The sequence below is a fragment of the Enterococcus sp. DIV1316a genome (assembly GCF_050536915.1).
GTDB classification, from domain to species: Bacteria; Bacillota; Bacilli; order Lactobacillales; family Enterococcaceae; genus Enterococcus; species Enterococcus faecalis.
Genome location: NZ_CP172913.1, coordinates 1,836,686 through 1,857,962, shown reverse-complemented (window position 1 = coordinate 1,857,962; position 21,277 = coordinate 1,836,686). Strand labels below are relative to the sequence as shown.

Below are 21,277 nucleotides of genomic sequence, written 5' to 3'. Positions count from 1 at the left end.
CGCCTCCTAAAAAAGTGGTCGCGCTATTTTTGTATCCAAAACTAACAATGAAAAGAGGAAAAGAATATGGAATTGAAATTTGTCGTGCCGGATATGGCCGAAACCTTTGGAAAGTTAGGTTATGCTGGTGAAGGAGAAATTTTAACAGAAGGATATGGCCGAAATACTGTGGTGATTGGTCGTAGCTATCATCTATATTCCAGTAAACAACGAGCAGATGATATTGAAGTGGTGGTAGCAGCGGAAGCCGGCGAAAAAGATTTTGACCAAGATCAACCGCTGAAAGCTGTGAATCCCCATTTAGTTGCCAAAGGGTATGCGATTGAAAACCGCGGTTTTACCGATTATGTGTTGTATGTCGATGATTTAGTGAAAGCATAGGAGGATAAAAATATGAGATTGACAGAAGGTATTGTAGTAGATTCAGGACTAACGTTTGGCAAGTTGCGTTTTTCTGCATTACGCCGAGAAGTTCGGAAACAAAATGAGGATGGAACGGTTAGTAATGAGGTCAAAGAACGAACCTATAATTTGAAATCCTCAGCACAAGGTCGAATGATTCAAGTCAGTATTCCAGCAAATGTGCCATTACGAGAGTTTGCCTACGATACAGAAGTAGAGTTGGTCAATCCAATCGTGGACACGGTCGCAAATTATGCTTTTCGAGAAGGAACTACCGTCAATTGGTTTATTAAGGCGGATGATTTAGTCTTGAAACGGCAATCGAATCAAGGAAATACCCATCAAAATGAAGGAAAGAAATAGGTGAAGAGTATGGAGATTGATGTTGAACATATTTTTGATTGTCTAGATCGCTATGGAAAAGGAGAGCTAACCGAAAAGCAACTCACTAAAGGGGTGACCGATGATGAGAAAATGTTTCTGATTATGCATCAGGGGCTACTTGGGGGAAATACCGATAGTGAAGAAGAGTTCAATGTTCTGGATTGGTTAGGGGAAGAGGAATCCTTCTTTATGATTGTGGAAATAAATGAAAACTTATGTCGAAAAGCTGAGTCTATTTTAGAAGAAATCGGTGTGGAGATGCCGGATGTCATTGAAAGCTTTTTAAAACAATTGGTTGAAACGAAACAGCTTCCCGTAGTAGTAAATGACTAGCATAACTTTTTGAAATTGCCCGATAAATCCTATTGGGCAATTTTTGATTGGAGGTGGAAACCATCAGATGTACAAAGGACATCGCATACGCGCAAGAAATCAGCATTTAATTTATCACTTTGTTCTTGGCTGGCTACTTGCTTTGTTCATTGGTTGTATGAGCGTCTTTTATTTTCAAGAGCTTAGACAATTTGAGATTTCTAAGCTATCATTCTCCACTAGTGAAATTGATTGGTCCACGAAAGATTTAATCTGTTTACTAGGAAGTTTTGCTCTTTCAGGAGGTATGATATTGCTTTATATTCACTTTTTTCAGGATCATTGGCGCAGTTTATGGCATCGACAAAAGCTAGCTCGGATGATTCTAGAAAACCATTGGTATGAAGTGAAACAAACTCAAAGTGAAGGTTTTTTCAAAGATTTGAATGGTAGTCGGACCAAAGAAAGTATCAGTTACTTCCCCAAAATTTATTATCGAATGAAGGATGGCTTACTTTCTATTCGCGTTCAAATTTCACTGGGAAAATATCAAGATCAACTATTGAAGCTAGAAAAGAAGTTAGAAAGCGGACTGTATTGTGAGTTAGTAGAAAAGGAACTCAAAGACTCCTATGTGGATTATACCTTGCTTTACGATATGATTGCCAATCGAATTGGGATAGAAGAAGCAGTGGTAGAAAATGGAGCTTTGCGATTGATGAAAAATCAAGTATGGGCGTATGATTTCTTGCCTCATATGTTAATCGCAGGTGGTACAGGTGGTGGGAAGACTTACTTTTTACTCACCATCATCGAGGCTTTACTGAAATCTGATGCAGAACTATTTATCCTTGATCCCAAAAATGCGGATCTAGCAGATTTAGGCACAATAATGACTCACGTATATTCCCAAAAAGAACAAATTTCCGCTTGTGTAGAAGATTTCTATGAACGTATGATGGTTCGTAGTAGGTTGATGAAAGAAATGCCAAACTACAAAACAGGAGAGAATTATGCGTATCTTGGTCTTTCACCAAATTTTTTAGTTTTTGATGAATATGTGGCTTATATGGAGATGTTAACGACTAAGGAAAGCGCGGTAATTTTGAATAAGCTCAAACAAATCGTCATGTTAGGTCGGCAGTCCGGTTTCTTTCTGATTCTGGCTTGTCAAAGACCGGATGCGAAATATTTAGGAGACGGAATACGGGATCAATTCAACTTCCGTGTGGCTTTGGGTCGTATGAGTGAACTGGGGTATTCTATGATGTTTGGTGAGGTTGATAAAATTTTTTTTATGAAACAAATCAAGGGGCGAGGCTATGTAGATACAGGTGGGGGTGTTGTTAGTGAGTTTTACACGCCTTTAGTTCCGAAGGGGTATGATTTTTTGGAATCTACCAAAACCATTGTGCAAAATAATATAAATATCTAATTTATATTAAAGAAATATAACATAAAAAAGATTTTCGCCTTCTTTTTGTGATAAAATTACTATAGTAATTAGGTAAATTAAGTATTCCCAAAAGGAGATGTATCTATGACAGCTGACACTACTTTTAATATTTCAATCCCATCAGATTCAGATGGATTTATTTTCTTACAATGCACTTTGTGTGGTGAGTATTTTAAGCTAACGCCTAAGGACTTGGAAGATGAATCTCAATTGCATGTTTGGTGTCCTAAGTGTGGTCTAACTCCAGATAGTTTGTTTACTGATGAAGTAATAGAATTAGCAATGAAAATTGTAAATAATCATGTATCTGATTTACTTAATGATTTTGGTAAGAATTTGAGTAAATCATCAAAGAATGGAAGCGTAAAATTCAAATCAGGTTCAAAAATTAAGAAAGATCCTGTTGATCCGATTATTTCAAAACTAGATAACTTGGAACTTCAAATTTATGACTGCTGTCATAAAGAAGCAAAAATTAGTCCAAGCTTAAAAATGGAAGGCGGATATTGTCCGTTCTGTGGGGAGATGCAAGATGGAGATTAATATCAATAAAAAAGATTTAAAAAAGGCAAGTAGGAAATTTAAACAATTAGCTTCTAGAGTTCTTAATGCTCATTACAGTGAAGTTAATTCTATCATTAAAATGTTTGTTGAATATATAGATAGCACTCCTGTTATTTATGAGTATATTCAAGATGTTTTTGTAGAATATCCAAATCTAGAAGATGAAATTAAGCAAGTATCTGAAAGCTATGGCAGACTTATTTTAACTACTGGAAAGACACCAGAACAAGAGGTAAGTTCTGTATATCAAATTTTAAAATATATTAGCGAGAATCTTTCTACTAACACTACTTTTCTCGGCTGGGGATATACTTCCTCTAGAGCCTATCAAGATATGGTTAAGGAATTTGGAAATCGTGTAGTAATGCCTTTTGTAGATCAAGTAAATGTTTACTTATCTGATATTGCAACAGATATGGGATATGATGAGGAGAGAAAATATATGATACATGTAAGTGGTGGACAAGCTCAGGTAAATATTTCCAACGATAACAGCACCATAAATGCTAACCAAAATGTTCAAATCAATCAATCTAAAGTTGATGATTTAATTTCTGATTTGAAAAGTAATATTGAAAAGGAATTAGTGGATAATGAACCTATTAAAGATGTTTTGTTATCTCAATTGGCTCTGATTGAGTCACAACAGACTGAGAGTGAACCTCAAAAAAATGTTTTGAAGACGGCATTTGAGACAATGCAATCTTTACTTAAGACTGCCCCATTAGCAGTAACTGCTGTTGAAAGTTGTAATAGATTGTATGAACTGATGTCACCTTTATTTAATTAGGAGCAAAAATTAAAATAGTTTTAGAAGCCAAGAGCAAAAAATGTTCTTGGCTTTTTACTTTGCAATGAATGAGGTTATTTATGACATTTTTAGATTTATTTGCCGGGATTGGTGGTTTTCGTTTAGGTATGGAACAAGCCGGCCACCACTGTATCGGCTTTTGTGAAATTGATGATTTTGCCAGACGGAGTTATAAGGCAATTTATGATACAAGTGAGGAGGTGGAAATGTATGACATCACAAGTGTATCAGATGAGTTTATTCAATCCCTCGGACCAGTGGATATCCTTTGCGGCGGATTTCCGTGCCAAGCTTTTTCAATTGCGGGAAAACGGCAAGGATTTTCCGATACTCGAGGTACTTTATTCTTTGAAATCGCTCGGTTCGCCGCTCTTCTCCAACCTAAGTTTTTATTCCTTGAGAACGTCCGGGGATTACTCAATCACGAAGGAGGGGCTACGTTCGAGACAATCCTCCGAACGTTGGATGGATTGGGGTATGATGTGGAATGGCAAGTGCTTAACTCAAAGGCCTACGTTCCCCAAAGCCGCGAGCGGGTTTTCCTTATCGGACATTCTCGAGACATATGTACCGAACAAGTATTTCCTATCATTGAATCGTCTGCAACATCTGATCAAAACCTCAGAAACTTGTTAAATACCAATCCTTCCAACCGAGGAATGAGTGAACAAGTCTATGGTTCAGATGAGTTTGCCCCAACCGTAACAGGCGATGAAGGAATTAAAATCGCACTACCAGTAAATGATGGAATTTCTGTAGTGGGTATGTTGCCGGGAAATTTTGAACAAGGTAATCGGATTTACGAGGTAACTGGAACAGCTCCCACCTTGTCAACGAAGCAAGGGGGAACGAAGATTATGATTCGAAAAAATAAAATAGAATATCAAGAGGTTAAGCCAGAGGGCAGTGTGAATCTGGCTTTTCCTCATTCCAAAAGTCGCCGAGGTCGTCTTGAAAAGCAAAGCGTCCATACGTTACTAACAGGAGATCAACAAGCAGTCATTACAGACCAGTATCAAATTCGGAAGCTTACACCAAGAGAATGTTGGCGTCTTCAGGGTTTTCCCGATTGGACTTTTGATCGAGCCTCTCAAGTCAATTCAGATAGTCAGTTGTATAAGCAGGCCGGAAACTCTGTAACAGTTCCGGTCATTTTTGATATTGCCAAGAGATTAAAGGAGGTGAAAACGGATGATTTATGATGAATTGATTGGAGAAATCTAATGGGTGATTGGCAAGATTCACTCAGATCCGGAACTGAAAGAAGAATTACGTCAGCTTAATTTTGATATTCGCAAAAATGTTGTGAAAGTCACTGGTGATTCGTATGTAATGGACGAGGGAACAGATACTCGAATTGAGCTGAATCAAGTCATCAAAGAATTAGAACGGATTGCGTACCTTGCGAAAGAATCGGATATCCGTCAATACTTGTTTGAGATAAAAGCAGAACTGGAAGTAGGTGGCATTACTGAAGGGTAGCAGCCGAATAAACTAACTGATGGGCGCCGACCGCGGGGGATTTGCGAAGCAGAAATCCTCTGTGGTGCTGTGCCTGTTCATGGACGGCGTCAGCCGGCCATGATGTCTCACCCCCCGTATCTAACAGGGGGGTACAAAAACACAAAAAATGAGCAAGTAATCATTAAGAATTATTGGTGTAGCAAGGATATTAAGTAATTTGCATAGGTGTTAACTCATTAAAAAAAGTTAACACCTTGAATTTGGAGGTGAGAACTTGGCACAACGGAATTTAGATTATCGATTATTAAAAGACCGACGTAATGAATATGGTGTTTCACAAAATAAATTAGCTATCGCTTGTGGGCTTAGTCGGACCTATTTAAATCTGATAGAAAACGGTGGCGTAACTGCCTCTACAAAAACCATGAGAAAAATTTTTGACCAACTGGAAAGTTTTAATCCCGATTTACCTTTAACGTTACTGTTTGACTATGTAAGGATTCGTTTTTCCACAACGGATGTGCGGAAGATTATTCAAGAGCTTCTCCATCTGAAATTTGAGTATATGCTTCATGAAGATTACGCCTTTTACTCCTATCAGGAACAATATGTCATGGGAGATATTGTAGTGATGTTGTCTCATGAAGAAGATAAAGGTGTTCTTTTGGAATTAAAGGGTCGTGGTTGCCGGCAGTTTGAAACTTTTTTACTCGCTCAAAAGCGTAGCTGGTACGACTTTTTCGAAGATTGTCTAAAAAACGGTGGTGTGATGAAACGCTTGGACTTGGCAATCAATGATCGAGTGGGGCTACTGGATATTTCTGATTTAACGAAAAAATGTCAGAAGGAAGAATGTATCTCCTTGTTTCGTACCTTTAAAAGTTATCGTTCCGGGGAACTTTTAAAAGCTGATGAAAAGGATGGCATGGGAAATACCTTATATATCGGCAGTCTCAAGAGTGAGGTTTATTTCTGCTTGTACGAAAAAGATTATGAGCAATATATCAAGTTAGGGATTCCATTAGACCAGACTGAGACGAAAAATCGTTTTGAGATTCGACTGAAAAATGACCGTGCTTATCATGCGATTCAAGATTTGTTAAAAGGTCGTAGCATTGAGAGCACCACGTTTTCTATTATCAATCGTTACTTGCGATTTGCGGATAAGGTGGAAGGCAAACGGCGAACCAACTGGCCCTTGAATGAACAATGGGGTCGCTTTATTGGACGGAATCGGAATGAAATTCAATTAACTTCTGAACCGAAACCTTATACCATTGAACGAACCTTGAATTGGCTTGGACGTCAAGTCGCCCCTACGTGGAAGATGGCAAAGGAATTGGATCGGCTGAATCAGACAACGTATATACAGGATATGGTACGGAATGCACGGTTATCAGACCAGCATAAAAAAATTTTGGAACAACAAAGTATGGCAATCGAAAATTTGATTGTATGAAAAGAGGAATTTTGATGGGAATTGTAAAAGATATTTTATTGGTATTTGGTGGCAGTATGCTTGGTGTTACTGTGATGTGCTTGATGCATGCAAGTACAGCAGCAGACCGAGTAATGGAAAAGAAAGGAAAGTGACGAGATGAATTTTGGACAAAATTTATATCAATGGTTTTTGACCAATGCTCAATCCTTAGTCTTACTAGCGATTGTAGTCATTGGTTTATTTTTAGGATTTAAGCGGGAGTTTTCTAAATTAATTGGCTTTTTGGTGATTGCCTTGATTGCGGTAGGTTTGGTCTTTAATGCTTCTGGTGTGAAGGATGTCTTACTCAATTTATTTAACCGAATTGTTGGTGCATAAGGGGGAATCACGATGGAGCAGATGCGTGTTTATATTGCGAACCTTGGAAAATACAATGAAGGAGAGTTGGTGGGGGCGTGGTTTACTCCACCTGTCGATTTTGATGAAGTCAAAGAACGAATTGGGTTAAATGATGATTATGAAGAATATGCGATTCATGATTATGAACTACCCTTTGAGATTGATGAGTATACATCAATTGAGGAAATTAATCGATTGTGTGGCTTAGCGGAGGAATTAGAAGGAACGCCAATTGGTGAGGTTGCTTCAGAGATTCAGCACGCTTTCTTTAATTCTTTCGAGGAAATGGTGGAGCATGTGGATGATATTGTGTATTATCCAGATTGTAATGATATGGAAGATTTAGCTTATCAAATGGTAAATGAGGGGTATTTAGGAGATGCTCCAGAAAATTTTGTAAGGTATTTCAATTATTCCTCTTTTGCTCGCGACTTGGAGATTGAGGGAAACTATTTAGTTACTAATCGAGGTATTTTTGAATATCCAATCTAAATATAAGCCATTCAACTTGAATGGCTTATATCTCAATTTATTAGTGGAAGTTTATCAGTGTTAGAAAGCGCCCAAACAATTGCATTACCTGCTAAAGTAACAATTTTAGGATGTTTTTCGAGAAAATCAGAAAATCTTTCTAAAACGTTAGGTTTAAAATCTTTAGTTTCTACGATATTGATAAGCTCTTTGCCAACTTGTTGCTCTTCAGGTGGTAAAGCATCAATATATTCTTTTAATTCATCAAGAGAATTATTCCAATTGTTTGTAACGGTATTATTGTTTCCGAATGTCGCTCCTCTATAGTCACCTGAAGAGTTAAAATTAAAGGTATTTGTCGTCTGAATCGATTGACTATTTTTTTCTGAAGGATGAATTTTCTCTGCCCCCTCTTCTGTTAGTTCGACATCATCAGTCCAAATTATGGGGTACATTTTGGTTTTTGTTATGGATGCACCTCGGATGTAGCCAGATTTTGTTGCGCTTTCCAGTAATGATGCGAATTCTTGTTGAGATAACTCCAATAAGTCTGACGTAACTGTAATTCCATCATAAATGAAGTTTAAGAGCTGCTTTAACTTCTTTTCTTTGGTTCGATAGTCCAATACTAATCTCTCCTTTTAATTATTATTGGTTGTGTTGTTACTGCCAAAACTCGCACCCTTTTGATCTCCACCATAGATATTGTATGTATTACTGATGGTTGCTCCGGGTGTATTATTTTTTGGATAGGGAGTATCTAATACATCATATCCCTCTGTAGTAACCCTTGCAAATTGAGATAAAAAAAGATGGGGTTTATTGCTAGCATATCGAATAGCAATTCCCTTAACGAGATTTGAATCAATAGCATATTTAATTAAGTCGTAGTAGTCAATTTCTTGAACACGATAATTTGGAGTTCTTAAATCAGCGTCATGGTCATCTAATCGTTTGAGAAATATCTGAAGTTGTTTGTATCGATTCTCACGATTCATTTTAATAGGTTTATCTGCTTCACCAATTTGATTAATAAATGCATATCCTTTATCTGTGATTATTGCTTGGCTAGCATCTATATTTGGACCGCTGTAATAGTGTTCTATTTTTAAATTATAAACTAATTCTTTAGAGATAAGATATCCATAAAAATCTGCGTCTGATTCTGAAATGTCAGCATTTGTTAGTGTGTCAGATTCATTTTGGATTTTCAATAGCAACTCATATAATTTAAGATTAAGCTCTTCTTGTTTCAAACTTATCTACCCCCTAATTAATTTTAATTATAACAGAATATTTAATTTAAAAAACAATATATTTGGAGATGAGTTAATGAAAAAAATAAAAAGCTACACCAGTATCTGGGCAGTTGAAAAAGTCATTTACGCAATCAATGACTTTCAGCTGCCTTTTCCTGTAACTTTTAACCAAATGGCTTGGTTTGTTTTATCCTTGCTGTTTGTCATTGTATTTGCCCATGTGCCTCCACTATCTGTGATAGAGGGGGCATTTTTAAAATACTTTGGCATCCCGGTGGCGATTACTTGGTTTATGTCGCAAAAGACTTTTGATGGCAAGAAACCATTGGGATTTTTACGATCCTTTATCAGTTATCATTTACGATTTAAGGTCACTTTTGCAGGAAAAAAAGTTAAAGAACAGAAAAAACGATGGGATGAACCCATTACCTTAGTGAGGAGTGTGAACTATGTACCCGATTAAGTATATCGAAAATAATCTTGTTTTTAATCAAGAAGGAGAGTGTTTTGCTTATTATGAGTTAATACCTTATAACTATTCCTTCTTATCTCCTGAACAAAAATATCAATTGCATGATAATTTCCGCCAATTGATTGCCCAAAATCGAGAAGGTAAGATTCATGCGCTACAAATTGCGACAGAAAGTAGTATTCGTGCCACTCAGGAACGATCTAAAAAGGAAGTTATAGGTAGACTCAAAGAAATAGCATTACAACGGATTGATTTACAGACAGACGCATTAGTATCCATGATTGGCGATAGTCAGATTGATTATCGCTTTTTTATTGGTTTCAAACTGATTGCTACAGATGAAGAAGTGAATTTGAAAAGTCTCAAAAAATCCTTCTTTTCCGGCTTTCAAGAGTTTATCTATGAGGTCAATCATCATTTGATGGGCGATTTTGTTTCATTATCAAATGAAGAAATTCGCCGATATACCAAGCTTGAAAAACTGATGGAAAGTAAATTAGCGCGGAGATTCAAAGTCAGACGAGTGAATCCCAGTGATCTTACTTACTTGATTGAACATATTTATGGCGAAAAAGGTAAACCGTTTGAAGAATACGCCTTTCAGTTACCAAAGAAAAAATTGAAATCAGAAACTTTGGTGAAACGCTATGACTTATTACGTCCCAGTCGTTGTTTGATTGAAGAGAAACCTCGTTACTTAAGGATTGAACATGAGAATCATGAGTCTTATGTAACCTATTTGACAATTAATACCATTGTCGGGGAGATGGAGTTTCCTTCCTCAGAGCTTTTCTATTACCAGCAACAACAATTTGCTTTTCCGATTGATACTTCAATGAATGTAGAAATTGTCACCAATAAAAAGGCATTAGCTATCGTTCGCAACAAGAAAAAGGAATTAAAAGATTTAGACAACCACGCTTACCAATCTGACAATGAAACGAATTCCAATGTTTTGGATGCTTTGGATTCCGTTGATGAATTGGAGACCACCTTGGATCAGTCAAAAGAATCCATGTACAAATTGAGCTATGTGGTCCGGGTGAGAGCAGAATCAGTGGATGAACTAAAACGCCGTTGTGATGAAGTGTTCGATTTTTATGATGATACCAATGTGAAACTAGTCCGGCCCTTTGGCGATACGATGGGGCTACATGAAGAATTCCTACCAGCTAGTAAACGGTATATGAATGACTATATCCAGTATGTAACATCTGACTTTTTAGCAGGACTTGGCTTTGGCGCCACTCAAATGTTAGGAGAGTTGGAAGGGATTTACTTTGGCTACAATGCGGATACGGGGCGTAATGTTTACCTGAAACCCGCATTAGCCTCACAAGGAGTAAAGGGCTCAGTAACCAATGCATTAGCTGCGGCTTTTCTTGGTTCTCTTGGTGGCGGAAAATCCTTTAGTAACAATCTCTTAGTATACTATGCCGTCCTTTTTGGTGGGCAAGCTGTAATTGTCGATCCAAAGGGGGAACGTGGCGGCTGGAAAGAAACTTTGCCAGAAATTGCGGAGGAAATTAACATTCTCAACTTAACCAGTAAGCCAGAAAATCAAGGGTTACTGGATCCCTATGTAATTATGAAGAAAAAGAAGGACTCTGAAAGTCTGGCAATTGATATCCTGACTTTTTTAACAGGGATTTCTAGTCGAGATGGAGAGAAGTTCCCTATTTTGCGTAAAGCCATTCGAACAGTTACTCAAAGTGATCAGCGTGGTTTACTACAAGTCATTAACGAACTTCGAAAAGAGGACTCACTAGTCGCAGAAAATATAGCGGATCATATTGAATCTTTTACCGATTATGATTTTGCCCATTTGCTTTTCTCAGACGGTTCGATTAACCAATCGATTAGTTTAGATAAGCAGTTGAATATCATTCAAGTGGCGGATCTGATTTTACCAGATGCAGAAACAACTTTTGAAGAATACACTACGATGGAATTGCTTAGTGTTTCCATGCTAATCGTCATTTCGACTTTTGCGTTGGACTTTATCCATAGTAATCGAGAAATTTTCAAGATTGTCGATTTGGATGAAGCTTGGTCGTTTCTTCAAGTGGCTCAAGGAAAGACGTTATCCAATAAGTTAGTCCGTGCAGGTCGGGCCATGAATGCCGGAGTTTATTTCGTCACTCAGAATAGTGATGATTTATTGGATGAACGATTGAAGAACAATATAGGGTTGAAGTTTGCTTTTCGCAGTACCGATATTCATGAAATCAAGAAAACCCTGGAATTCTTTGGATTAGATCAAGAGGATGAAAGCAATCAAAAACGTTTACGAGATTTGGAAAATGGTCAATGCCTAATGCAAGATTTGTATGGTCGGGTAGGTGTGGTTCAGGTTCACCCGGTCTTTGAAGAACTCTTCCATGCCTTTGATACTCGCCCACCGGTTCAAGAGAGAATGGAGTGAAGGAGATGAAAAGGAAAATTTTACGGATTGTAGGCATTGTTTTGACTAGTCTATTTTTCCTCATCATTCTTTTGAGTTTAGTTGGAAAGGTAGCGGAAGCGACTGGATTAGTCGATGATACAGTGAAAGCTGGTAATCTCTATTCTCAATATTCTCTTGGTAACTACCAACTAGATTTTTTTGTAGACAATTCTTGGGACTGGCTACCTTGGAACTGGGGGGATGGTTTAGGAAAAAGCGTGATGTATGGTCTCTATGCCATCACAAATTTCATTTGGACCGTAAGCTTGTATTTGTCGAATGCCACGGGTTATGTGGTTCAAGAAGCTTATAAATTGGATTTTATTTCAGATACGGCAGAAAGTATCGGGAAGAATATTCAAACTCTAGCCGGGATTAACGAAAATGGACTTCAGCCATCTGGTTTTTATTTTGGCTTTTTGATGTTAATGATTTTGGTTTTAGGCATTTACGTAGTCTATACAGGATTACTTAAACGGGAGACTACCAAAGCAGTGCGAGCTGTTATTAATTTTGTAGCGATTTTTCTACTTTCGGGTTCCTTTATCGCCTATGCCCCTAACTACATTACGAAAATCAATGACTTTAGTTCGGATATTAGTGAATCTGCATTGAGTCTTGGCACTAAGATTGTCGTACCAAATTCTGAAAGTCACGGTAAAGATAGTGTTGACTTAATTCGTGACAGCTTATTCTCAATTCAAGTCCAACAGCCGTGGCTCTTGTTGCAATTTGATGATTCCAATGTAGAAGAAATTGGCGAAGAGCGAGTTAATAAAATTCTATCCGTGAGCCCGGATGAAAATAAAGGGAAGGATCGCGAGGAGGCGGTTAAAGCCGAAATTGAAGACAATGAAAATGCAAATTTGAGTATAACAAAGACCATGAGCCGATTAGGGACCGTGGTTTTTTTAGTATTGTTTAATATTGGAATTTCCTTCTTTGTCTTTCTATTGACAGGAATAATGCTATTTTCCCAAATTCTTTTCATTATCTTTGCGATGTTTCTCCCAATTAGTTTCCTGTTGTCCATGTTACCGACCTATGAAAGTTTGGGAAAGAAAGCGATTGTTCGCTTATTTAACACGATTATGATGCGAGCGGGAGTGACATTGGTCATCACGACAGCATTTAGTATCTCTACGATGTTTTTCAATATTTCAGCAACCTATCCGTTCTTTATGGTAGCATTTCTACAAATTGTAACCTTTGCCGGGATTTATTTCAAATTAGGCGACATTATGAGTATGTTCAATCTCCAAAGTAACGATAGTCAGTCTATGAGTAGGCGTGTGATGCGAAAACCTCAAATGTTAATGAACCGTAAATTTCGTCAACTCAATCGAAATGTTGGCCGAGCGTTGGCTTTTGATGGCGGTGTAGCAGTTGCAGGTAAATTAGCAACTGATTCTACAAAAGAAAACAGAGGTTCAAAAAGCAAAAGATTATCTAATCGAAGAAACCAATCGATACAAAGTAATCATGAGCAAAATACTGATCCGAAGAAACAAGAAAAGACTACTAATAGTAGAACCACTCGATTGAATCTTATGGGTAGGAAAGCTGGAAAGGCAATGGATTCAAAATCTATCGTGAAGGACAAAGTAAAACAAGCAAAAGACCATGTAATTGATACGCCAACAAATTTGAAATATAACCTGCATAGAGGAATTGAAAAGGCGAAAAATGCCCCAGGGGAATTTAAACGCGGGCTTGTGCAGGAGAAAAAAGAACGAGAAGAACAAAGAAAAGCTAATCACCAACAACGGCAGAAAAGAATGGATGAAAAACGCCAAGTGTTAGGGAACCGGAGAACTTCTTTTTTAAAACGTCGAACTAATGTTTCAGCTAATACCTTTCCAAATTCTAAAGATCATTCTTCACTTAGTCAACGTCAAGTAGCAAAAGATTTCCATAATGTCTCGGTTTTACAAAATAGACAAAAGGATTCCCTACAAACCATTTATCCTAAGATTGCACCGAAGATGATGAGTATCAAAAAAATGAAAAATCAATCCACTCTAACGAAAAATGGAAAGAAGCAATATCAAAAGAATTCTATAAACCGGGAGAAGGTAAAGACAGGTGATATGGCATGACAATCAAAAAGTTAAGTACCGTTCTATTAGTTCTTTTAACGGTTTTGTTTATGGGAATTTTGATTTGTGTCGGTCTATTATTTGGTGACGATAGTGAAGGAAATAGCAGTACTGGATTGTCCTCTGGAGGGAGTAATGTTTCCTTAGAAGTTTTAAAGCATCGTCCACTTGTAGAGAAGTATGCTAAAGAATCGGATATTTTAGAGTATGTTCCGATTCTTCTAGCAATTATTCAGGTAGAGTCTGGCGGTACGATGGAAGATGTGATGCAAAGTTCTGAATCAGCGGGATTCCCACCTAACTCGTTAAGCACCGAAGCTTCAATCAAGCAAGGGTGCATTTATTTTGCTTCCTTAGTCAATCGAGCAAAGGATATCGGTTGTGATCAAGAGAGCATCATTCAATCGTATAACTATGGTGGTGGATATTTAGACTATGTTGGAAAAAATGGAAAGAAGTACAGCTTTGCCTTAGCGGAATCTTTTTCAAAAGAAAAATCAGATGGGGAAAAAGTGACCTATTCGAATCCAATCGCTATTAAGGAGAATGGTGGTTGGCGTTATAACTATGGAAATATGTTTTATGTAATGTTAGTGAAACAATATCTTACTACAACGAAGTTTGATGATAAAACCGTTCAAGGAATTTTTGATGAAGCTTTTAAGTATGAAGGGACGGCATATGTGTTCGGAGGTTCAAGTCCAGCAACAGGTTTTGATTGTAGCGGATTAACGCAGTGGTGTTATGCCAAAGTTGGTTTGCAACTTCCCAGAGTCGCGCAGGATCAGTATGATGCTATGTCTCATATCGAGTTGAAAGATGCTAAGCCAGGAGATTTAATTTTCTTTCACTCAACGTATGATGCAGGAACTTATGTGACACATGTAGGTATCTATGCTGGAGACAATCGGATGTTCCATGCAGGTGATCCCGTTGGATGGACTAATCTTACCGAAACTTATTGGCAGCAACATATCATTGGTGCTGGTCGGTATAAAAATAGAAAAGGGGACAGATGATGAAGATAAAAATAGAACGAAATAAAAAGAAGATTTCGGGAAAGAAAAAAGAAAAAGTTGTTTCAATGGGGAAGCATCGAAAAATGGTGCTTGTCCTTTGGTTATTACTTCTTAGTAGTTTATCCTTTGGAATCTACAAAAATTTCACCGCTATTGATCAACATACAACTCATGAGAAAGTGGTTGTGAAGGAAAAAATTGTGAATACCTCAGGTGTAGAAAATTTTACTGTAGATTTTGCCAAAGAATATTTCTCTTGGAAAAATGATAGAGTAGCAATTGAAAAAAGAATACGTTCTCTAGGGCATTATCTTACAAAAGATGTACTAGATTTAAGTCAAGATATGGTTAGAGCAGATATACCAACAAGTTCTAAGGTGAACTCAGTGAAAATTCTAAATGTTGAGAAAAAGTCAAAATGGTTCGTCGTATCATTTTTGGTGGATCAAGAAATAGTAGAGGAAAAAAAAGCTTTACAAGAAAAAACAGCATACCGAATTTCTGTTTTTGAAGATAGACTTGGAAATTGTATTGTGACTTCTTTGCCAACAATGATTAGTAAACCTGTTAAAGCAAATTATAAAACTAAGCAGTTTACAGATGATTCGATGATTAAAGAAAAGAACAAAGAAGAAATTGAAGAATTTTTAGAGGTTCTATTTAAATTATATCCAACAGCTTCTAAAGAAGAACTAGGATATTATGTAAAAAAAGATGTGTTAGAGCCAATTTATAAGAATCTAAAGTTTGTTGAAATTAGCAGTATCAATTATCAGAAAAAAGGACAAGCAATAAAGACAAATATTTTAGTTAAATATCTTGATCCTACATCTAAGATTACATCAAAATTTCAATACGTTTTAATATTACAAAAAGCAAAAAAATGGGAAGTCATTGCTAATGAATGACTATTTCCTATGCGTATAGACTTATTGTTATCACTTGTACTTCTATAATTGTATGTAGTAATCATTAAATAGAGTAAAAACTCCTTTAAGCTGAACAAAAATATCCTTATATACAAACTATCTCTACAATCATTTATATTAGCACTACAGATAAAAGAGTAAAGGATAGATTTTGAAAAGGTAAATTAAAGGGTATTCTTCATTCTTTAATAAGAATACCCTTTATAATTCCCTTAGATAGTAGATTATCGAATATTTTCGAAATTTAATTGAATGACAATCAAAGTACGAGGCGATACATTGCTGATAATTTTTTAGAGTATTGAAATAGCAGATACGCTATTTCAGGATCAATTGCTAAATCACGTTTAAAAAGTACTTCAGGTATTTTTAATGTTTTTAAATTGCAGTCTAACAAGTTTTGGATTAGAGACAATACGTAACATAGAGAGTCAATTGTATTTTCAATAACTGTAATATCATTTTCTGTAATTTTTTTACTGTCAATAAGTAGTAAAAGTTGTTCAACTATAGTAATCATTTGCCAAGATATAGATAAAAATTCTTTGTAGGATATCTGTTTCAATTTATCGCTTTTGCCGAAATAATTCTTAATTTCACCATGGAGTAAGTGATAATTCATTTGTAAGTCAGCGATTGTGCCATAATCAATCTTGTGATGAAATGAATTTTGAAGGAATATTAAACTAGTCTGATGAATATGAAAAAGTTCTTGTAAATTAAATCGAAATTGATTTTTTATGCCTGTTGGAAGAATGAATTGATTGACGAGAAAAACTAATGAACAAGCTAATAAAACATAAACAAAGCGCAATCCAGCGGCCATTAAATTAGACATAACTAATGATGATAGGAACAATGCGAAAATAGTTGATAAAGTTGCTTGAAATGTAGTTCCTGGAATTATCGTAAAGGCACAGATCCCTAATAAGCTAGCCAAAATTAGATGGAGTAAGTTGTTGCTAAAGAGCTGCACAGTGTAGATACTTATCAAACATCCAAAGATGGTTCCTAAAAAACGAGTCTTTAAGCGATAAGTAGTCTCTTCATTCATTGGTTGAAGCAGTAAGAAAGCATTCATCGGTAACCAAGTTCCACGAGTAATATGAGTCAATGTGCATAAAGAAAAACAGAAAGCCAGAACGATACTGAAACGTAGTGCAACACGTAATTCAAATGAATCAATTCTAAATTTGTGTTGGAAAAGATATTTGGTCTGGTGATGGAGAGGCGTTGACCAATGATTATTGCTTATTTCTGGATCATTATCCAATAAACGTAATATAAATAAACTGTGAATAAGCAGGTTTCTTAAAAGTATCAGTGCTACTTCATCGGAGTGTTCTAAAGAAGTTATAAGTATTTTCCCTTGTATTCTCAACTCATTTTTTTCAATAACTGACATCGTAGTAAACTGACTGGACTTTTCAAAAAAATCAGAAATTCTTGTCATCCATTTTTCAATAATTGAATCTGGCTTTACCAATTTATCAATACTTGTAAAAAAATATAGAGCACGTTGGGATAAAAAGGCATAGTTGAATGCAATACGAGTTTTAGGAGTAATTTTGTTTTTAGAACTAGAAGAAAGATATGCTTGGAAATACAATTGTTGAGTCAATTTGGCTAATTTGTTTAAGTTAGCTTGATATTCTTGTTCGTTACCATATGAATTCAATAAATCAGCGAAAAAGCTAAACTCATTTTTTTCAGATGTTCTTTTTGCATAATATTGAGAAACAAAGCTATAGAATTTCACTGCGATTAAAAAAAGAAGTAATCCGGCTAAAAATGCTTTAGATTGTTGGATAAAAGTCATTTTAATTGGGAGAAATTGGCAAAAGGTAAAAGTCATTAAATTGATAAAGTAGCCTTTGGGGTTGAATTGCGATGATTTTGTATAAATTAAGTAAAAAGGTACCAGTAGATTCAATCCGATGGTCAGGGAGATACTTAAGGTAGCAATATAGGCTACGACGTTTAGGAAAAATTGAAAGCTACAAAAATTCACTAAATCCCAGAAAGTGCAATTTTTTTTTATAATTAAGTTTAAACATTACAGTAAAAATTGAAACAAAAATCAAATATTGAGGTCCAAAACCAAAAAGAAGGAAATAGAATACAAGAATGAAAAATATTACTGTTTGAAAATTTTGAACAATGTACTGATTGCATCGATATTTTCTTTCTCTAAAAAGGCAAATCAAAGACTTAGCCATACTAACGCTTCCTTCATTAATAATCATAAAATTTCACTGATTTGTTTATTGTATAGATAAAATGAACAGTATCTAGTGTAGTAGTGAATTTTGATTTAGTCAAGTGAATCAATGAACAAATTGTTTTGTTTATGGTAGACAAAAATAAAGGTGGGAGAATAGCCTTTTTGTTTATAGATATTCGTAAGGCGAATAAAATTGTCCTCTTTTAGTTCATAAAAAGTGGCATAAATTTTTGTAGGTGGTTGGTTTTTGATAGTCATTCGCTTCATCATTCATTTAATCCGGTCAGTATTTTTATAAGCTAATTATACTAAAAAAGAACTCAAATTTATTGAAATCAATTCCCAAAAACTTCCGCCCTTTCATGCCAAGCTTTTAGCTATGATTTTGGTGTGCGAAATTTGAGCAAATAATTATTACTCATTCTATTTACATAAATATAAAAGTTCTTTACAATGAAGATTAACGGTTAACGTGTTAGGAGAGGATCATATGTTGCCTAAATATGAGATTATAAAGCGGGATATCATAGAGAAGATTGAATCTGGAGAGTTTAGTACGGGTGAGAAAGTTTATTCAGAAGGTGATTTAAAAAGAAAGTATAATGTCAGTAATACAACAGTAGTAAAGGCTTTGAACGATCTGGTAAATGAAGGGTATTTAATTCGGCGTCAGGGCGAGGGAACCTTTGTCAGAAAAAATTTGAAGCATAGAAAAGTTTTCTTCTCAGAGAAGTTATCGATGTCCAATAACGAAAAACAAAAGTCGGTTGAGGAAACGATCACTTTAGTTTCGGAAGAATTTACTGATAAAGAGATCGCACAGATATTAGGCGACAAATCAGGCAGCAAAGCGTTGCTTAAGCTAACCCAAATTGCATTAACGAATGATTTTCCATGGAAAATTCAAAATCGCTATCTCTTTGCAGATAAACTTAGGGATGATTCAGTAAAACGCCTGATTGAAGGAGCTAGTTTATCCGATGAATTGGGTCTTCAAGGAAATATGGCTAATCTTCCGATGACGATGGAGGTGAGCACGATTTTATTAACGAAGGATTCAGATGAACTAGAGCCGTTGAGAATAATAAGAAAAAGTTTTGGTGAAGAAGATAGCTTTTCATTATTCAATATTAAACGTTTGATTAGAGGAAACGATGGGGTTCCGATTGAATATAGTCAAAGTTTCATACTTTCTGATTTTTATCAGATTGAGATTATTAGTGAGTAAATTTTTACAAATATAACTACCTTTTTTTAAGGCCGTAAACATAGTCCATTTTATGGACTATGTTTATTTATTTTTTTTTAGAAAGCGGTTTACAAATCTGAATCAGTATTGTATGATGTACTCACACCGGTTAACGCGTTAAGTTATTGTGAGAAAGGATACTTATGAAAAAGATAACACAAGAAAAATTATTATCTAGCGAGCGATTTTTTGGTCAAGGAATACTTACGGAAGACTTCATCGATCAATCTATTGATAAGGTCTTAAAAAAAGTTGAAAAAAATATTCAAAAACTGGGAGATAAATTCCCAACACCAGCAACAACGGACAATACGTATATAGCTATGGATAATACAGAATGGACAAACGGTTTTTGGACAGGAATATTATGGCTGTGCTATGAAGTTTCTGGGGAAAAGCATTACCGTGAAGTTGCAGAACAAAATGTCAAGAGTTTTATTTACCGAATTGAAAATGAAATTGAAGTCGAGCATCATGATTTGGGATTCTTATACAGCTTATCCTGTGTAAGTGCGTATAAGTTGACTGGAAATGAAGCTGCTAAGAATGCCGCGATAAGTGCAGCAGAAAAATTATTGCAGCGCTACCAATCTAAGGGAGAATTTATCCAAGCTTGGGGAGAATTGGGCAATCAAGATAACTATCGTTTGATCGTAGACTGCTTACTTAATATTCCATTATTATTTTGGGCGTCAACAGTGACTCAAGATAAACGTTATCGTGAAGTAGCCGTTAAACATTATCATACGACAATCGATAATGCGATTAGAGAAGATTCATCTGCTTACCATACGTTTTTCTTCGATGCTGAAACGGGCGATCCTTTGTATGGAAAAACCCGCCAAGGATATTCCGATAGTTCAAGCTGGGCGAGGGGACAATCGTGGTTGATTTATGGTTTGGCATTGTTCCGCTCCTACTGTCCAGAGGAAGAGAATACAGAAATTTTTGAGGCGATTACGAATTATTTCTTGAATCGCTTGCCGAAGGATTTTGTTAGTTATTGGGATCTGATTTTTATGGATGGTTCCGAACAGTCCCGAGATACTTCTGCGACAGCGATTGCTGTTTGTGGTATGAGTCTAATGGACGCGTTTTTACCTGAGACGAACAGTCATAAGTTGGTTTACAAGTGTGCGCAGCATTCCATGCTAAGAAGCTTATCTGAAAACTATACTGAATCCAAAACAGACGGAATTACAGCTTTACTGAATGAGGGTGTTTATTCTTGGCATAGTGGTAAAGGCGTAAATGAAGGTAATATTTGGGGTGATTATTTCTATCTAGAAGCTTTAGTGCGATTCAAAAAAAATTGGAAAATGTACTGGTAAAAACAGGAGGAAAGAAAATGCAAAAACCCAATGTAAAAATGGTGCGTGTAGATGAACGTCTGATACATGGACAAGGTCAACTATGGATCAAGAGTTTAGGAGTGAACTTAGTTATTTGTGCCAATGATAAAGCGGCAGAGGATAGCTTACAGCAGACGCTGATGAAAACGGTAGTCCCGAAAGAAACAAATATTCGTTTTTGGACGATCGAACGTACGGCAAAAGTTATTTGGAAAGCAGCCCCTAGTCAAACAATTTTTGTAGTCGTTGGAAACTTGCATGATGCCTTAGAACTATGCAAATTGGGCTTTCCAATGGAGCAGTTAAATATTGGGAATATTCATGCTGACGAAGGCAAGGAGAAAATCTCTCAATTTATCTATTTAGGTAAAGAAGATAAGCAAGCTCTCTGCTTGATGCGAGATAACTATGGTGTAACTTTCAACACCAAGACTTCACCACTTTCAAATGATGGCTCACAGTACTTAGATGTATTGATGGAAAAAATATCTAATTAAATTAGAAGGAGAAGGAGAAGGAGAAGC

The 21,277-nt window shown here is 36.1% G+C and carries 22 protein-coding genes and 1 pseudogene; 20 read left to right on the top strand and 3 right to left on the bottom strand.

Going from position 1 to position 21,277, the window contains the following annotated elements:
• Positions 1-66: 66 nt before the first annotated feature.
• From IGL56_RS08890 to IGL56_RS08835, 12 genes are all read left to right on the top strand, one after another.
• Positions 67-381: a YdcP family protein gene (locus tag IGL56_RS08890; protein ID WP_002383555.1), complete on the top strand. Its 315-nt coding sequence runs from the start codon at positions 67-69 to the stop codon at positions 379-381.
• A gap of 12 nt (positions 382-393) precedes the next feature.
• Positions 394-765 carry a YdcP family protein gene (locus IGL56_RS08885; protein WP_002359806.1) on the top strand — a complete coding sequence of 124 codons (372 nt, stop codon included), beginning with the start codon at positions 394-396 and terminating at the stop codon, positions 763-765.
• A 9-nt stretch (positions 766-774) separates the two neighbouring features.
• Entirely contained in the window at positions 775-1,119 is a 345-nt protein-coding gene (locus IGL56_RS08880; protein ID WP_002359807.1) for a hypothetical protein, read from the top strand.
• A 67-nt stretch (positions 1,120-1,186) separates the two neighbouring features.
• Positions 1,187-2,533: an FtsK/SpoIIIE domain-containing protein gene (locus tag IGL56_RS08875; RefSeq protein ID WP_002399949.1), complete on the top strand. Its 1,347-nt coding sequence runs from the start codon at positions 1,187-1,189 to the stop codon at positions 2,531-2,533.
• A 105-nt stretch (positions 2,534-2,638) separates the two neighbouring features.
• Positions 2,639-3,097: a hypothetical protein gene (locus IGL56_RS08870; RefSeq protein ID WP_002359809.1), complete on the top strand. Its 459-nt coding sequence runs from the start codon at positions 2,639-2,641 to the stop codon at positions 3,095-3,097.
• Positions 3,087-3,908: a hypothetical protein gene (locus IGL56_RS08865; protein WP_263306703.1), complete on the top strand. Its 822-nt coding sequence runs from the start codon at positions 3,087-3,089 to the stop codon at positions 3,906-3,908. The genes IGL56_RS08870 and IGL56_RS08865 overlap by 11 nt, the downstream gene beginning before the upstream one ends.
• An 80-nt stretch (positions 3,909-3,988) precedes the next feature.
• Positions 3,989-5,131, top strand: coding sequence for a DNA cytosine methyltransferase (locus tag IGL56_RS08860; protein ID WP_002387062.1), 1,143 nt, complete (start codon positions 3,989-3,991; stop codon positions 5,129-5,131).
• Positions 5,132-5,156: 25 nt separating this feature from the next.
• Complete coding sequence (locus tag IGL56_RS08855) at positions 5,157-5,411, top strand: hypothetical protein (RefSeq protein WP_002359814.1); 255 nt, start codon at positions 5,157-5,159, stop codon at positions 5,409-5,411.
• A 256-nt stretch (positions 5,412-5,667) separates the two neighbouring features.
• The gene (mobT, locus tag IGL56_RS08850; protein WP_430599741.1) at positions 5,668-6,852 is read left to right on the top strand and encodes a MobT family relaxase; all 1,185 of its coding nucleotides are present in this window, start codon (positions 5,668-5,670) and stop codon (positions 6,850-6,852) included.
• A complete protein-coding gene (locus tag IGL56_RS08845; RefSeq protein ID WP_002359816.1) occupies positions 6,849-6,986 on the top strand; it encodes a DUF3789 domain-containing protein in 138 nt (45 codons plus the stop codon). Before mobT ends, IGL56_RS08845 begins: the two co-directional genes overlap by 4 nt.
• Positions 6,987-6,990: 4 nt before the next feature.
• The gene (locus IGL56_RS08840; RefSeq protein ID WP_002298822.1) at positions 6,991-7,212 is read left to right on the top strand and encodes a hypothetical protein; all 222 of its coding nucleotides are present in this window, start codon (positions 6,991-6,993) and stop codon (positions 7,210-7,212) included.
• Positions 7,213-7,224: 12 nt separating this feature from the next.
• The gene (locus IGL56_RS08835) at positions 7,225-7,725 is read left to right on the top strand and encodes an antirestriction protein ArdA (protein ID WP_002359817.1); all 501 of its coding nucleotides are present in this window, start codon (positions 7,225-7,227) and stop codon (positions 7,723-7,725) included.
• Positions 7,726-7,757: 32 nt separating this feature from the next.
• Here the strand turns inward: IGL56_RS08835 and IGL56_RS08830 are convergent, their stop codons facing one another.
• Positions 7,758-8,330, bottom strand: a complete 573-nt coding sequence (locus IGL56_RS08830) for a hypothetical protein (RefSeq protein ID WP_002359818.1) — start codon at positions 8,328-8,330, stop codon at positions 7,758-7,760.
• A gap of 15 nt (positions 8,331-8,345) precedes the next feature.
• Positions 8,346-8,960 carry a hypothetical protein gene (locus IGL56_RS08825; protein WP_002359819.1) on the bottom strand — a complete coding sequence of 205 codons (615 nt, stop codon included), beginning with the start codon at positions 8,958-8,960 and terminating at the stop codon, positions 8,346-8,348.
• Between the two features lie 76 nt (positions 8,961-9,036).
• On the opposite strand from IGL56_RS08825, the gene IGL56_RS08820 reads away from it, so the two are divergent.
• From IGL56_RS08820 to IGL56_RS08800, 5 genes and pseudogenes are all read left to right on the top strand, one after another.
• Positions 9,037-9,426: a conjugal transfer protein gene (locus IGL56_RS08820; RefSeq protein WP_002359820.1), complete on the top strand. Its 390-nt coding sequence runs from the start codon at positions 9,037-9,039 to the stop codon at positions 9,424-9,426.
• A complete protein-coding gene (locus IGL56_RS08815) occupies positions 9,413-11,860 on the top strand; it encodes an ATP-binding protein (protein WP_002359821.1) in 2,448 nt (815 codons plus the stop codon). The genes IGL56_RS08820 and IGL56_RS08815 overlap by 14 nt, the downstream gene beginning before the upstream one ends.
• Before the next feature lie 5 nt (positions 11,861-11,865).
• Positions 11,866-13,291: pseudogene (locus tag IGL56_RS08810) on the top strand (CD3337/EF1877 family mobilome membrane protein); the annotation flags it as partial.
• Between the two features lie 739 nt (positions 13,292-14,030).
• Positions 14,031-14,999 (top strand): lysozyme family protein, encoded by a 969-nt coding sequence (locus IGL56_RS08805; RefSeq protein ID WP_394371227.1) that lies wholly within the window; start codon positions 14,031-14,033, stop codon positions 14,997-14,999.
• Positions 14,999-15,907: a conjugal transfer protein gene (locus IGL56_RS08800; RefSeq protein WP_375345009.1), complete on the top strand. Its 909-nt coding sequence runs from the start codon at positions 14,999-15,001 to the stop codon at positions 15,905-15,907. Before IGL56_RS08805 ends, IGL56_RS08800 begins: the two co-directional genes overlap by 1 nt.
• Before the next feature lie 280 nt (positions 15,908-16,187).
• On the opposite strand, the gene IGL56_RS08795 is transcribed toward IGL56_RS08800, so the two are convergent.
• A complete protein-coding gene (locus IGL56_RS08795) occupies positions 16,188-17,861 on the bottom strand; it encodes an FUSC family protein (protein WP_228841363.1) in 1,674 nt (557 codons plus the stop codon).
• Positions 17,862-18,642: 781 nt separating this feature from the next.
• On the opposite strand from IGL56_RS08795, the gene IGL56_RS08790 reads away from it, so the two are divergent.
• The 3 genes from IGL56_RS08790 (at position 18,643) to IGL56_RS08780 (ending at position 21,250) form a co-directional block, all read left to right on the top strand.
• On the top strand, positions 18,643-19,380 hold the full coding sequence (locus IGL56_RS08790) for a GntR family transcriptional regulator (RefSeq protein WP_002359827.1): 738 nt from the start codon (positions 18,643-18,645) through the stop codon (positions 19,378-19,380).
• A 164-nt stretch (positions 19,381-19,544) separates the two neighbouring features.
• Positions 19,545-20,732, top strand: coding sequence for a glycoside hydrolase family 88 protein (locus IGL56_RS08785; RefSeq protein ID WP_002359828.1), 1,188 nt, complete (start codon positions 19,545-19,547; stop codon positions 20,730-20,732).
• A 17-nt stretch (positions 20,733-20,749) separates the two neighbouring features.
• Entirely contained in the window at positions 20,750-21,250 is a 501-nt protein-coding gene (locus IGL56_RS08780; protein ID WP_002359829.1) for a PTS sugar transporter subunit IIB, read from the top strand.
• The last annotated feature ends 27 nt before the right edge of the window (positions 21,251-21,277 follow it).

Excerpts from the sequence above, each read along its gene's own strand:
- IGL56_RS08890 (WP_002383555.1), top strand. The coding sequence starts at position 67 with ATGGAATTGAAATTTGTCGTGCCGGATATGGCCGAAACCTTTGGAAAG.
- IGL56_RS08885 (WP_002359806.1), top strand. The coding sequence starts at position 394 with ATGAGATTGACAGAAGGTATTGTAGTAGATTCAGGACTAACGTTTGGC.
- IGL56_RS08880 (WP_002359807.1), top strand. The coding sequence starts at position 775 with ATGGAGATTGATGTTGAACATATTTTTGATTGTCTAGATCGCTATGGA.
- IGL56_RS08875 (WP_002399949.1), top strand. The coding sequence starts at position 1,187 with ATGTACAAAGGACATCGCATACGCGCAAGAAATCAGCATTTAATTTAT.
- IGL56_RS08870 (WP_002359809.1), top strand. The coding sequence starts at position 2,639 with ATGACAGCTGACACTACTTTTAATATTTCAATCCCATCAGATTCAGAT.
- IGL56_RS08865 (WP_263306703.1), top strand. The coding sequence starts at position 3,087 with ATGGAGATTAATATCAATAAAAAAGATTTAAAAAAGGCAAGTAGGAAA.
- IGL56_RS08860 (WP_002387062.1), top strand. The coding sequence starts at position 3,989 with ATGACATTTTTAGATTTATTTGCCGGGATTGGTGGTTTTCGTTTAGGT.
- IGL56_RS08845 (WP_002359816.1), top strand. The coding sequence starts at position 6,849 with ATGAAAAGAGGAATTTTGATGGGAATTGTAAAAGATATTTTATTGGTA.
- IGL56_RS08840 (WP_002298822.1), top strand. The coding sequence starts at position 6,991 with ATGAATTTTGGACAAAATTTATATCAATGGTTTTTGACCAATGCTCAA.
- IGL56_RS08835 (WP_002359817.1), top strand. The coding sequence starts at position 7,225 with ATGGAGCAGATGCGTGTTTATATTGCGAACCTTGGAAAATACAATGAA.
- IGL56_RS08820 (WP_002359820.1), top strand. The coding sequence starts at position 9,037 with ATGAAAAAAATAAAAAGCTACACCAGTATCTGGGCAGTTGAAAAAGTC.
- IGL56_RS08815 (WP_002359821.1), top strand. The coding sequence starts at position 9,413 with ATGTACCCGATTAAGTATATCGAAAATAATCTTGTTTTTAATCAAGAA.
- IGL56_RS08805 (WP_394371227.1), top strand. The coding sequence starts at position 14,031 with ATGGGAATTTTGATTTGTGTCGGTCTATTATTTGGTGACGATAGTGAA.
- IGL56_RS08800 (WP_375345009.1), top strand. The coding sequence starts at position 14,999 with ATGAAGATAAAAATAGAACGAAATAAAAAGAAGATTTCGGGAAAGAAA.
- IGL56_RS08790 (WP_002359827.1), top strand. The coding sequence starts at position 18,643 with ATGTTGCCTAAATATGAGATTATAAAGCGGGATATCATAGAGAAGATT.
- IGL56_RS08785 (WP_002359828.1), top strand. The coding sequence starts at position 19,545 with ATGAAAAAGATAACACAAGAAAAATTATTATCTAGCGAGCGATTTTTT.
- IGL56_RS08780 (WP_002359829.1), top strand. The coding sequence starts at position 20,750 with ATGCAAAAACCCAATGTAAAAATGGTGCGTGTAGATGAACGTCTGATA.